Raw genomic sequence first — 13208 nt, forward strand, 5'->3', positions numbered from 1 at the left:
CGGTTCGCCTCTGTCCGCCATCCATGGCGTCCAGACCTTGTCATTCACGCTCCGGTTCGCCGATTTCAGCGGGGACACAACCCCTCGCTGTAAGACCGGAGATAAAAGCGATGAAAGCGTTGCTGTGGGCTCGCTTTTGTAGGCCGGATAAGCGCAAGCGCCATCCGGCAATCCGTGCTGCGGTGATAATGCCGGATGGCGGCTCCGCCTTATCCGGCCTACGGGAACAGCAACAAAAAAGCCCCTCCCGTTGCCGGGAGGGGCTTTGCACACTGCCTGAGCGAGGAGCGTTAAAACGCGTTCTCGGTCACGCGCTCGATCAGCTCCATCTCTTCGCTGTTCAGCAGCTTCTCAATATCCACCAGAATCAGCATCCGCTCATCCAGCGAGCCGAGACCAAGCAGATACTGCGTGGAAAGCGTAACGGTATACTCCGGCGCGGGCTTAATCTGCGCCGCGTTCAGCGCCAGCACGTCAGAGACGCCATCCACCACAATCCCCACCACACGGCCGCTGTCGAGGCTTAGCACAATCACCACGGTATTTTGATCAAACTCTGCCGAGCCGAGGGTAAACTTCACGCGCAGATCGACGATCGGCACGATCACGCCGCGCAGGTTGGTAACACCGGCAATAAAATCAGGCGTATTGGCGATCCGCGTCACGCGATCGTAGCCGCGGATCTCCTGCACCTTCAGGATCTCAATCCCGTACTCTTCATTGCCCAGGGTAAACACCAGGAACTCATTCCCGGCGTTGTCGCCCGATAACTGTTTGTCTGAGTCAGATACGTTCATCTTATAACCTTTTCAAAAACGCCCTTCAGGCTTGCTGTCAGTGAGGTTTCGCGTTTTTCGCCAATGTTGTTAACACGGCCACATCCAGGATCAGCGCTACGCTGCCGTCGCCAAGGATTGTCGCCGCCGAAATACCGGGGATTTTGCGATAGTTCTGTTCGAGGTTTTTCACCACCACCTGGTGTTGCCCAATCAGCTGATCGACCAGCAACGCGTAGCGGCTGCCGGCGCTCTGCACAATCACGGCTATCCCTTCGCTGAAGTCATAATCGTCCTCGTGAATGCCGAACAGTTTGCCCAGCTCAACCAGCGGCAGATACTCTTCGCGCACCTGCAACATGCGCTCGCCGCCGGTCATCCGGTGCAGGGTGTTTTCGGAGAGCATCAGGGATTCCATCATGCTGCCGAGCGGCAGGACGTAGATCTCAGAGCCAACGCGCACCGACATGCCGTCGAGGATCGCCAGCGTCAGCGGCAAAATAATGCGGATCTTGGAGCCGCGCCCCTGCTCGGAGTGGATCGTCACATGGCCGCCCATCTCCTGAATGTTACGCCGCACCACATCCATGCCGACGCCGCGCCCGGAGACATCGGTCACCTTTTCGGCGGTGGAGAAGCCCGGCGCAAAAATCAGCATCCAGACATCTTCATCACTCATGTTGTCGCTGATCGCCATCCCCTGCTGCTGCGCACGGGCGAGGATCTTCTCGCGATTCAGCCCGGCGCCGTCGTCGGTCACTTCAATGATAATATTGCCGCCGTGATGTTCAGCCGACAGCACCAGGTTACCCTTCTCCGCTTTACCGTTGGCGCGACGCACCTCAACCGGCTCAATACCGTGATCGAGGCTGTTGCGCACCAGGTGCGTTAAGGGATCGACAATCTGTTCGATCAGCCGCTTATCCAGTTCGGCGGATCCGCCAACTAGCGTCAGCTCTACCTCTTTATTCAGCTTGCCGGCGAGATCGTGCACCAGCCGTGGGAAGCGGCTGAAGACATAATCCATCGGCATCATGCGAATCGACATCACCGACTCCTGCAGATCGCGGGCGTTACGCTCCAGCTGAGCGATGGTGGTAATCAGGATGTCGTGAGTGGAGGAGTCGAGCATGCCAGAGAGCTGCGAGAGCATCGCCTGGGTGATGATCAACTCGCCGACCTGGTTGATTATCTGATCCACCTTCTCTACCGCCACGCGAATGCTGCTCGCCTCCGCCTGATGCGGTTTCGTGCGCGCGGTTTCCGGGCGCGCGGCGCGCACCGCCGGGGCTGCGCTACTTTGTGCAGGCGCGGTGGTCTCAATAGCGGGAACGGAGGGCTCTTCCACGGGTGCGGGAGAGATCGCAATCTGCTCGGGCTCGAGGATAAAGCAGAGCACCGCCAGGATATCGTCCGGCGTGGCGGTAGTCGCCAGCGTCAGTTGCAAACCCGTCTGGTCCGTCTGCAAGGCGCTGACCTTGCCCAGGTTGCCCAGTTCGTCAATCAGCGGCTGCTGATCCTCCTCTTTAATAGTGCTGAGGATAATACGTAAACGCTCGCCCTCCGGCTTCGTCGCAGCGACGGGCGGCGCAACGGGTTCGACGGCCACAGGCGCGGCGACTTCAGCAGGCAGCGTAGTCGGTTCGGCACTGTCGAGGGCAATCTGGCGCAGCGCTTCACAAATGTAGCGGAACGCCTCCTGATCGGGCTCAGCGGAAGCTTTATAGGCGTCCAGTTGGTCCTGCATAATATCTTTGCTCTCCAGAAACAGATCGCGGATCGGGTCGTTGATCTGCAATTTACCGCTCCGTACATCGTCCAGCAGGTTTTCAAGAATATGCATGGTCTGTTGTAAGACGGTAAAACCAAAAGTACCCGCCCCACCCTTGATGGAGTGGGCGGCACGGAAAATGGCGTTAAGTACTTCCCTGTCCGGAGCCTCGAGATCCAACTCAAGCAGATACTTCTCCATATCCGCCATCAGCTCATCCGCCTCGTCGAAAAAGGCCTGATAAAAATCGCTTATATCCATTATTTGATCTCCTCAGGAGCGCGCTTAGCGGCGGGCTCTGGCGTGCCTTTGCCGCTGGCTGCCTGCGGCGCGGGGCTGACCAGCGTGTCGCGTAAAAGCACATCTTCTTGCATGATCTGTTTCTCTTTCTGCTGGCTTAATACCAGGATGCTGATGCGGCGGTTGATGGGATCGGCGGCATCGGAGCCAGCCTGCATCATGGTGTCCGCCGTACCGACCACCCGGATGAATTTTTTACTGGCAAGGCCCGCGCCAGAGAGAATACGACGCGAGGCGTTAGCGCGATCGGAAGAGAGCTCCCAGTTGCTGTAGCCCTGTTCGCCGTTGGCGTAAGGGAGTGAATCCGTATGACCGGTCAAAATGATGCGGTTGGGCATATCGTTAAGCACCGGCACCAGCGCCTGCAGAATATTGACCATGTAGTTTTCCGGCGTCGGGCGTCCGACCTTAAACATCGGCCGGTCGGCGCTGTCGGTGATCTGCAACAGCAGTCCGTCATCGGTCAGGGAGAGCCGCAGGTTCGAGGTGAAGTTATTAAGCCGCGGATCGACCTCAATCAGGTTCTCCAGCTTCTCGCGCGCCCGCTTGAGGTTGGCTTCGCTCTTCTTCTGATCGAGTTTTTGCAGCGTTCGCTTAAATACCTCACCATCCTGCTTCATCGCATCATCGCCGCCGCCGGGGACAATACTATCGCTCAGGCTTGCCTTGGTGCCGTGCGCCAGCGTGTTCTTCAGCGGCACCTTAAAGTAGTCAGCAATCTGCTGGCGCTGTTCGGGGCTTGAGGAGGAGAGCAGCCACATCACGAGGAAGAAGGCCATCATTGCGGTCATAAAGTCCGCATAGGCGATCTTCCACGAGCCGCCGTGCGAACCATGCCCTTTTTTGATGGTTTTGCGAACGACGATGGTCTCTACGGGCTTCCTTCTCATGCTGCGTCACTCGCAGACGAGGAGGCGCCTGAGGAGGAGGAAGAGGAGCGGACTTCCCGCACGTGATCTTCCAGCTCGGCAAAGCTTGGGCGCTCGGTCGAGAAGAGCGTTTTACGCCCAAACTCGACGGCGATTTGCGGCGCATAACCGTTAATGCTGGAGAGCAGCGTGGTTTTGATGCACTCCATCATCTTCAGATGTTCAGCGCTGCGCTGGCGCAGCAGGGTCGCCAGCGGCAGAACCATGCCGTAGGCGAGCAGAATACCGAGGAAGGTGCCGACCATGGCGTGCGCGATCAGCGCGCCAAGCTCTGCCGCCGGGCGATCCGCCGCCGCCAGCGCATTCACCACACCCATCACCGCCGCGACGATACCAAACGCCGGCAGGCCATCGCCGACGGCGTTCAGGCTGTGCGCCGGCACTTCATGCTCGTGCTCGCAGGTCTCGATCTCTTCATCCATCAACGACTCAATTTCAAAGGCGTTCATGTTGCCGCTGACCATCAGGCGCAGATAATCGACGATAAAGTTCATGATGTCGGCATCGGCCAGCAGGCGCGGATAGGCAGAGAAGATCGGGCTGTTTTGCGGATCTTCAATATCGTTTTCCAGCGCAACCAGCCCGCTCTGGCGGCTTTTTGCCAGCAGCAGATAGAGCATGCCCAGCAGATCCAGATAGAGTGATTTGCTGAAATGCGAACCTTTAAACAGCGAGGGGAAGGCTTTAAGGGTAGCGCGGATCGCTTTGCCATTATTACCGACAATAAAAGCCCCTACTCCGGCACCGCCGATAATTAATAGCTCGGTCGGCTGAAATAGTGACGCGAGGTTACCGCCGCTCAGCACAAACCCGCCAAATACGGTAGCGAGGACGACGACATAGCCAATAATGACTAACACTGCAACTCCTTAATCATTGAATAAAACAACCTGCCACGCTGAATAGTGCGCGCAGCGCATGCCCAATCCGGTTATAGCCGGGGGGTAATGAGCGTTCGCTCGGGGCCTGCGCGTTTAATTGCCCGGGAGGGCGGAAAACATAAACTGCAGGTAAAGACGCCCTGGGTACTTTCTGGTGCGGTAATGAAACGCCCGCCGCAGGTGCAACACTCGATATGTTTGATCATGCCGCAGTCAATAAAACGCAGCAGCGTCCAGGCGCGGGTTAAACCTAATACCGGCTTTTGCGCGGCACCGTTCAGGCTATTTTCTAAATAGAGGCGGTAGCCTTTAAGCATAATTTCAACAGGGCGGCCCGATTCGGTCTTTTGCAAATAACAGTAGATGTTATAAAACATTGACGAATGGATATTCTGCTCCCACGCCATATACCAGTCTGTGGAAAACGGCAACATGCCTTTCGGCGGCGAACAGCCTTTAAGCTCTTTATAAAGCTTTAATAAACGCCTGCGGCTTAAGCTCGTTTCGCTTTCCAGAACCTGCATCCTTGCGCCAAAGGAGATCAATTCCATGGCAATCTGCGCATCCCTGATTTCCGACATTATGCTTTTTTCACACATCATAAACTCCGCTTTCAGGTTGTCGACGGCTCTTCCCCGGAAAGAGAATTAAGCAAATCAGTGGATAGGATGATTCCGGTATGGATACTCTGCAAAGCATCAATACGGGAATCCCTGGTTAAACACTCAATAACCGTTTCATTATCAATTCGCAGCTGGCAAATAAGTTGCCCGGTAGATGCAAGCTTGATTAACTGGGGAAAGGTTAACCCTTTAATAATATCGATTGTGGCTTCACTCAATCCAAGCCGAAACTTAGCGGCAAGGCGGTCTTCCAGAATCAAACGCTGCGCCAAAAGCAGGTAGGAAAGATTCATATCCCGAATACACTGCATCGGCTCATCAAAATTCGTTACGTTCACTTCAACTGCCCCTTGTATTTTGTAACCAATAACGCAGTTACCGTCCTGCAATTCGTAACCAATGAGTAACAATAAAAATAAATAAAATTAAAAATAATCAGGCAGCGTCATTCATCGAGGATTAATTTATTATCGGTATGAGATATTACTTATCACCTTATGATTCCCAGCCCCGACCTTCCAGCCGCGCACGCAAACGTTTAATCGTCTGGCTATGTAATTGGCTGACGCGAGTTTCGGTAATGCCCAGTAGCGATCCCACCTCCTTCATATTCAGCTCTTGTTGATAATAGAGATTGAGCAACATCTGTTCGCGCTCCGGCAGCTCGCGGATCTCATTACTGACCTGCCGGGTTAAATCGCCCAGCACAGCGTCATTGAGGGGATCAAGGTGATCCTGCTCAAGCTCCGCCAGCTCGACGCCATCGGCCAGCAGCTCCTGCAACTCGTCCAGCGAACAGAGCATGCTGGTATTGGTGTCGGCGAGGATCTGCTGATACTCCTGCAGCGTCATACCAAGCTCAGCGGCCACATCGGATTCCGAGGCCGCGCCGCCGGAACGTTGTTCAACGCGCATAATGGCGGAGGAGACTTCGCGGGTTTTACGGCGCACGCGTCGCGGAACCCAATCATGTTCACGCAGTTCATCCATAAATGCCCAACGCAGACGCTGGGCAATATAGACGCTAAGTTTGACCCCTTTTTTGGGGTCAAACTGATCGATTGCATCAAGAAGAGCAATAGCACCAGCCTGAATAAGATCGTCAATTTCCACACTGGCTGATAATCTTGATTGCATTTTCAGTGCTTCATAGCGGACTAAATAACCATATTTAGCCCACAACTGCTCTTTTTGAATTGTCCCTTCGGGACTGTATAAGCCATTCACTATTACAATTTCCGGGATGATAATAATAGAATTAAATTATTATTGATTATCGCCAAATCAAATAGCCTGATAAGAAACCGTAAAGTTGAACATATTGCGACTTTATTTCCCGCAAGAACTTCGCGAAATTAAAACGTTTCCCAATCACCTTCGGATTTTTTAACAGGAACGAAATCTTTTCGTGTGGTGGAAATAACAGGACGCACTGTTTCTATACCATGCTGTTCACGCGCACTGGCGGAAACGTGATGTTCATTAACCACAAACTGCGCCACGATCTGATCGAGACTGCTGGCATGCTGCTCAACGCTGGTGGCGGTTTTCGCCGCGTTCTCTACCATCTGGGCATTCTGTTGGGTAACCAGATCCATCTCATTCACCGCCTGAGCAATCTGGTTAATACCGGTGCTCTGCTCATCGGACGCTGAAGTGATCTCCGCCATAATGTCGGTCACCTGCACAACGGATTTCACAATCTCCTGCATTGACGCACCGGCCAGTTCCACTTCCTGCGAGCCGGTATTCATATTGGCAACACAGGTGTTGATCAGCTGGCGGATCTCTTTCGCCGCGTCGGCGCTGCGCTTCGCCAGGTTACGCACTTCACCCGCTACCACGGCAAAACCACGGCCCTGCTCGCCCGCACGAGCCGCTTCAACCGCGGCGTTCAGCGCGAGGATGTTGGTCTGGTTCGCAATGCTATCAATAACGCTGTTGATATCAGCAATTTGACGGGAATTGGCGGTGATTTCCACCATGATCTTGTCAAGATTGCTCATCACTTCGCCGCCTTTTTGCGCACTGACGCTGGCACTTTCCGCCAGTTGCTGTGCGCTATGGGCGTTGTCGGCATTCTGACGAACGGTGATTTTCAGCTCTTCCATGCTGGCGGCGGTTTCCTGCAGCGCAGAGGCCTGCTGCTCGGTACGAGAAGAGAGATCGTTGTTGCTGGTCGCAATCTCCTGCGCGTTGCTATAGATGTGCTTCACGCCGTTACGAATGCCGTAGACGGTGTCGGTCAGCGACTGGCGCATCCCTTCCACTGCCGTCAGCATTTTGCCGATCTCATTCTGCGCGCCAGCCTCAATGCGGGTGCTCAGGTTACCGGAAGCGATGGACTGGAAGGCGGCAATCGCCTGATCCAGACGGGTGAAAATAGTCCGTTTTAACCAGATGCGGGAAACCACTGCGCAGATAACAGCAAGAACCAGCGCAAACATGGCGAACATCGTCATACGTTGCGTATCTTCATGGGCAGTCTCGCCAAACCCCGACACCAGCTCTTCGGCAAAGGCGAGATACTCATCTGCCAGCTCTTTCAAGGCAATACGCTGTTTCGCTTCATCAACAACGTCATTGGTGTAACTGGTTGGGTTGTTAATGTAGTTAATTTTTTTCAGCGAAAACTCCAGAACCCCTTCAAAACGCTTATGAATATCCTTGGCAATAAGCTCCTCTTTTTCCGTTTTGAAAGGCGTGGACATAAATTCGCTCATGTCCTTTTCGGCCTGGGCAAACATCTTTTTCGCATTATCGATATCGCCCTGATTAACCGGCTGGTTAATCATTGTCGCCAACATTCCGGCATTAACCTGCGCCATGGCATTAGTCAGCCCGAGGATGGCGCTATTTAACGTATCGATATTCGTATTGGTCATTACCGCATCATCAAAGTTATCTGATGATGATTTGGCACTGGTCAAGGCATAACCTGACACCGCAACAATACAAACAATTAACAGACCAAGCAGGAGGTTTATTCCTGTGGATATTTTTAAATCTTTAAACATAGCTGAACCTGAATAATAGGGAATAAAATGCACCCTCCGCGCAGGGAGAATGCATTGAAGAATAAGCGTCTAATAACCATTCCATTAAAGCTTATGGCATTAACAATCAGCGGCAGGCATCAACCCATTACTTTAAAAATAGAGAGCTGCTGCATCGACTGAAATACCGTCATGGAGGAATTAAGCGCGAATTCAGACATCTTTGACTGGGATAACAGGGTAATCATCGAGTCCCAGTCCGAACCTAACGTTTCCTGCAGACGGCTCTGCACATTGATGCTTTGAGCCTCAGCGCTGAATCCCAGTGACTCAATCTGCTGCATATTGGTACCGACGGTGGCGCGAACCTTGCCGAGGTTATCAATATTTTTCTTGATGCTGACATTGGCATCATCCAGCACTCCTTGCAGCGCATCCCTGTCCGCATCGCTGGTGACCGGCTGTTTCAGTTGCGCAATCGCACTGTCGAGGGCTTGAAACAGATCGTCCGGCGTGCCGCTGAGAAACACCTCTGAACCGGTATGGCCAACCTGCATTTCGGTGCTGTCGGAGACCACCTGCGTCATGGCGGTATCGCCGCCGACATAGCTGCCATCGGCCTGGAACGGCGCGCTACCGGTTTTATACCCGGCAAAAATATAACGCCCGTCGCTGTTTTTGGTGTTCGCCAGATCCAGCAGGTTATCGCGGATGCCCTGTAACTCTTCCGCCAGCGCAGCGCGATCTTCGTCAGAGTAGGCGCCGTTACCACCGGCGATCACTTTCTGCGTCAGGTTCTCTGTCAGCAAGTTGCCGATAGAGTCCAGGGTGTTATCTTCCTGGCCTAATGCATCCTGCGCGTAGGTGCGCGCGGTGTCGAACTGGCTCATGCGCGACAGCGCCGTTTGTAAGGTGACAGACTGCGACGCGCCGGTCGGATCGTCAGAGGGCTTCAGCAGCGTCTGGCCAGCAGAGAGGCGGGTCGCCAGGTCGTTGTAACCCGTCATCGCGTCGCCCAGGCTGTCTATGCGGTTTTGAAAAATATAACTTGTGCTAAGACGCATCGTTATTTCCCGATCAAAGGTTAAGCAACCCGGTTACCCGGGCGCGATTAACGGATATTTAAAATGGTGTCGAACAGCGTATTCGCGGTTTGCAGCACCTGCGCGTTCGCCTGGTAGTACTGAGAGAACATCTGCAGGTTGACGTACTCTTCCGTGATATCCACCCCGGAAACAGACTGCTGCTGCAACGCCCACTCGTCATAAACGTTCGCGGCAGTCGACATGTCCGCCTTCAGCGCGCTGACCGAGGAGCCAACGGAGCTGACCAGGCTGGCGTAGGCGCCGGAGAGCGTCTTACCATCGACCACCTCTTCATCTTTAATCGCAATCAGATCGAGGATGTTTTCGTTATCGCTCTGATCGTCCGGATCGGGGGATTTCGCCGCCGCGATCTGATCGCCGTCGGTGATCGCCACGGTCAGGTTATCCGCTGCGCCGTCGGTCGGGTTGAGGGTGAAGCTGTCGCCCGGCTGCGGAGTGCCGCCTGGCATTACGGAGATGCCTTCAAACTCCAGTTCGCCATTTGTGCCAATCGTCGGCGTGATGCTGCGACCATCGCTGGTAGTGATACTCCAGTCGGTGCTGCCCGGGCCGTTATAGACCAGTTCGTAATCTTCAGATTTCACCGACGGAATGTCGGTGAAGTTGACATCCAGCGAACCGGTACCGGTGTTGTTGATATTGCCCACTGCCAGCGGATCGGCAATGTTGAAGAGATCGCCGCCGGGATTGCCGTCGAGATCGTAACCCTGGGCATTCACTTCGTTGAATTTGTTCGCCATCTGCAACGCCAGCTGGTTAAGCTGATCGCGCGCCGAGACCAGATCTTCGTTGCGGAACTTGAACAGCCCGCCCAACTCGCCGGTAATTTTCTCTTCATCCAGCGGTAAGGCGTTGCCGGAGGCGTCAACGTAGGCCACCACGGTGGTGTTCGGATCGCTTTCCGAGGCGCTGGCCTGTAATTCGTAGGATTTCCCGCCGCTCACCAGCGCCATGCCGTTTTGCATCGAGATGTTAACCGCGCCGGTATCGCTGTTTTCAGTCACCTTAATGCCGATCTTTTCGCTCAGCTGGCTGAGTAACTGGTCGCGTTGATCCAGCAGGTCGGCAGGCATACCGCCGGTCTGGCCGTGCACCTTCTCAATCTGTTTATTGAGGGTCGCCAGCTGTTTGGTGTAGGAGTTGATGTCGTCAACGCTCTGGCTAATCTGCGTGTTGGTGCTCTGCTCAAGGCCGTTTAACGTTTTGCTGTTACTGCGATACTGGTTCGCCAGCGCGTTAAACTCGGCAAGCACACTTTGACGCGCGGCCGGATCGACGGGGTCTTTACTGACCGATTCCATGGCTTCAAATAAGCTATCCATGGTGACGGAGATATTGTTGGTGTTGTCGCCGAGCATGTCATCGATTTGGCTGACCTGCTGATAGCGGCTATTGAGGGTATAAAATTCGGTGGTCGCGCCACGCACCTGATTGGTCATAAAACCGTCGTAGGCGCGCTGTACATCGCCCACTTTTACGCCATAGCCGAAGAAGCCATAGCTTGTGGATTTCCCACCCGCCTCGCCGAGAATAATATTCTGGCGGCTGTAGCCTGTTGTTGTGGCATTTGACAAGTTATTACCCACCACATTTAACGCGTTCTGCGCGGCGTTAAGCCCGGACTGGGCCAGATTGATTAAATTCATTGGTATCGATCCTTACCAGAGGAGGAGGAGATAAGAAGCCCCCGATAAAAGTAGTGCTCTCTATATTTATCGGCCCTGCAAAATTTCGCTAAAGGCCGCAGCCTAAAATAATGAGGAAAAATCCGAGGAATATGCCTCTGCCGCTTCACTCACCTTATTCCGCACCTGCTGAATGATATTGATCAATTTTTTCGCATAGGCCGGATCCGTTGCATATCCTGCGCTCTGCAACGCTTTTGCCGCTATTTCCGGCGTTTCCGATTTCACAACATTTTTATAACGAGGATTACGACTAATTAACGACGTATAATCTTCCAGCGCTTCGGCATAAGAGGAATAGACTTTAAATTTATCCTTTATTTTTTGCGCCACGCCATTTTCATATTCGGTGGTGGTTATTTCGGTCGTTTCACCGTGCCACTCTGCGGTAGCTTTTACGCCAAATAAGTTATGGCTCGGTTTACCCTCCTCGGTGAGTATTTCCCGTTTACCCCAGCCGGACTCCAGCGCCGCCTGGGCAATAATTAATTGATGGGGAATACCGCTTAAACGCGCTACCGCCATTGCTGGCGCCATCATGCGGGAAATAAAACCGCCGCCGGGGATCGCGGGCACCTCGGGTAGCGCAGCCCGTTCATTGTTGGCCTGCGCCTGTTGCGGAACCTCGGTTTGCAGACGCAGCGGCACGCCAATAAAGCGTGCCGGGCTGATATTAAGGGGAACTTCACGCGTCGCGGTGGTCGTTTCCGCCACCGCATCGCTTTTGCCGCTCAACTGTTTAACCATCAGATCGGCGAAGCCCATCTTGCCTTTGTCGGCGATATTCTGCGAAATCTGCTGGTCATACAGCGAGGTGAACATCTCTGACTGCTGAGTGTTGAACAGCCCATCCTTAAAGCTGGCCTGCCGCATGCTTTTCAGCATCATCTGCACGAACAGGCCCTCCATCTGTTTCGCGACGGCTTTGAGCGCCTGCGGCGAATCGTTGCGCGCCGCCAGCTTTAACTTATCGAGACTGTGGGCATCAAACGCCGCATCTTGCGGCACGGATGGGCCAATCATCAGTTGATCTCCAGACGGGCATGCAGACAGCCTGCGCTTTTCATCGATTGCAGAATCGCCATCAAATCGTTCGGCGTTGCGCCAAGGCCATTAAGGGCGCGGACGACATTGTTGAGATCGGTGCTGGTCTGCACACGTTGCAGAGAGCCGTTCTGTTCACGTACCGAGAGCTGCGTATTTTGCGTCACTACCGTCTGCCCGCCTGCCAGCGGCGCATTGGGCTGGTTAACCTGCTGGTTTTGCGCCACTTCAACAGTCAAATCCCCCTGCGCAACGGCGCAAGAGTCGAGAGAGACGTGACCATTCATCACCACCGAACCGGTACGGGAGTTAATAATGATGCGCGCATCACCGGCGTCGACCCGCAGCGGCAGATCCTGCACCGCCGAGAGAAAGCGCACGCGCGCCGCGCTGTCGGCCGGAGCACGCAGGCTCACGGTACGGGCATCTTCCGCCACTGCTGCGCCGCCATAGCGACGGTTAATGGCGTCGCTGATCTGCTGGGCAACGGTGAAGTCATCCTGGTTCAGCACCAGTTTCAGCGTGCTCTGCCCGGCGAAGTTAGAGGGCACCTCGCGCTCAACCGTGGCGCCGCCGCTGATGCGTGCGCCGTTCAGCTGGTTGACCTGCACGCGGTTGCCGCCCGCCTGCGCGCCTGCGCCGGAAACCAGCAGGTTCCCCTGCGCCAGGGCGTAGATCTGGCTGTCCGCGCCTTTCAGCGGCGTCATCAGCAGCGTACCGCCTCGTAAACTTTTGGCGTTGCCCATCGAGGAGACCACTACATCGATCTTCTCCCCTGCACGGGCAAAGGGCGGCAGCTCCGCTGTCACCATTACAGCGGCGACGTTTTTCAACTGCATATTGACCCCCGCAGGCACGGTAATACCGAGCTGCGAGAGCATATTGTTGAGGCTCTGGGTGGTAAACGGCGTCTGCATGGTCTGATCGCCGGTACCATCCAGACCTACCACCAGGCCGTAGCCCATCAGGGAGTTGCCGCGAACGCCCTGAATCGAGGTGAGATCCCGGATCCGCTCAGCGCTGGCCTGGCCGGCAATGAGTGCCGACAGACAGCAGAAGAGCGCCAGGTAACGCGTAAAGGAAAACATTTTCATCAT

12 protein-coding genes are annotated in these 13208 nt (G+C 54.6%); all 12 read right to left on the minus strand.

Going from position 1 to position 13208, the window contains the following annotated elements; genetic code table 11:
• Positions 1-290: 290 nt before the first annotated feature.
• Positions 291-797, minus strand: a complete 507-nt coding sequence (gene cheW / locus IAE50_RS19315) for a chemotaxis protein CheW (RefSeq protein WP_042712466.1) — start codon at positions 795-797, stop codon at positions 291-293.
• 37 nt (positions 798-834) lie between these two features.
• On the minus strand, positions 835-2808 hold the full coding sequence (gene cheA / locus IAE50_RS19320) for a chemotaxis protein CheA (RefSeq protein ID WP_200580981.1): 1974 nt from the start codon (positions 2806-2808) through the stop codon (positions 835-837).
• Positions 2808-3737: a flagellar motor protein MotB gene (gene motB / locus IAE50_RS19325; RefSeq protein ID WP_042712469.1), complete on the minus strand. Its 930-nt coding sequence runs from the start codon at positions 3735-3737 to the stop codon at positions 2808-2810. The genes cheA and motB overlap by 1 nt, the downstream gene beginning before the upstream one ends.
• Positions 3734-4636, minus strand: coding sequence for a flagellar motor stator protein MotA (motA, locus tag IAE50_RS19330; protein ID WP_200580982.1), 903 nt, complete (start codon positions 4634-4636; stop codon positions 3734-3736). Before motA ends, motB begins: the two co-directional genes overlap by 4 nt.
• Before the next feature lie 71 nt (positions 4637-4707).
• Positions 4708-5256: a flagellar transcriptional regulator FlhC gene (gene flhC / locus IAE50_RS19335; protein WP_042712473.1), complete on the minus strand. Its 549-nt coding sequence runs from the start codon at positions 5254-5256 to the stop codon at positions 4708-4710.
• A gap of 14 nt (positions 5257-5270) precedes the next feature.
• On the minus strand, positions 5271-5618 hold the full coding sequence (gene flhD, locus IAE50_RS19340; RefSeq protein ID WP_083699332.1) for a flagellar transcriptional regulator FlhD: 348 nt from the start codon (positions 5616-5618) through the stop codon (positions 5271-5273).
• A 157-nt stretch (positions 5619-5775) separates the two neighbouring features.
• Positions 5776-6507 (minus strand): RNA polymerase sigma factor FliA, encoded by a 732-nt coding sequence (locus IAE50_RS19345; protein WP_042712475.1) that lies wholly within the window; start codon positions 6505-6507, stop codon positions 5776-5778.
• Between the two features lie 128 nt (positions 6508-6635).
• A complete protein-coding gene (locus IAE50_RS19350; RefSeq protein ID WP_094421731.1) occupies positions 6636-8297 on the minus strand; it encodes a methyl-accepting chemotaxis protein in 1662 nt (553 codons plus the stop codon).
• Positions 8298-8416: 119 nt separating this feature from the next.
• Positions 8417-9340: a flagellar hook-associated protein FlgL gene (flgL, locus tag IAE50_RS19355; protein ID WP_200580983.1), complete on the minus strand. Its 924-nt coding sequence runs from the start codon at positions 9338-9340 to the stop codon at positions 8417-8419.
• A 47-nt stretch (positions 9341-9387) separates the two neighbouring features.
• Positions 9388-11028 (minus strand): flagellar hook-associated protein FlgK, encoded by a 1641-nt coding sequence (flgK, locus tag IAE50_RS19360; protein WP_200580984.1) that lies wholly within the window; start codon positions 11026-11028, stop codon positions 9388-9390.
• Between the two features lie 102 nt (positions 11029-11130).
• A complete protein-coding gene (gene flgJ / locus IAE50_RS19365) occupies positions 11131-12090 on the minus strand; it encodes a flagellar assembly peptidoglycan hydrolase FlgJ (protein ID WP_200580985.1) in 960 nt (319 codons plus the stop codon).
• Positions 12090-13208, minus strand: coding sequence for a flagellar basal body P-ring protein FlgI (locus IAE50_RS19370; protein WP_234467235.1), 1119 nt, complete (start codon positions 13206-13208; stop codon positions 12090-12092). The genes flgJ and IAE50_RS19370 overlap by 1 nt, the downstream gene beginning before the upstream one ends.

It is taken from the genome of Kosakonia sp. S42 (assembly GCF_016624785.1).
GTDB lineage: Bacteria > Pseudomonadota > Gammaproteobacteria > Enterobacterales > Enterobacteriaceae > Kosakonia > Kosakonia cowanii.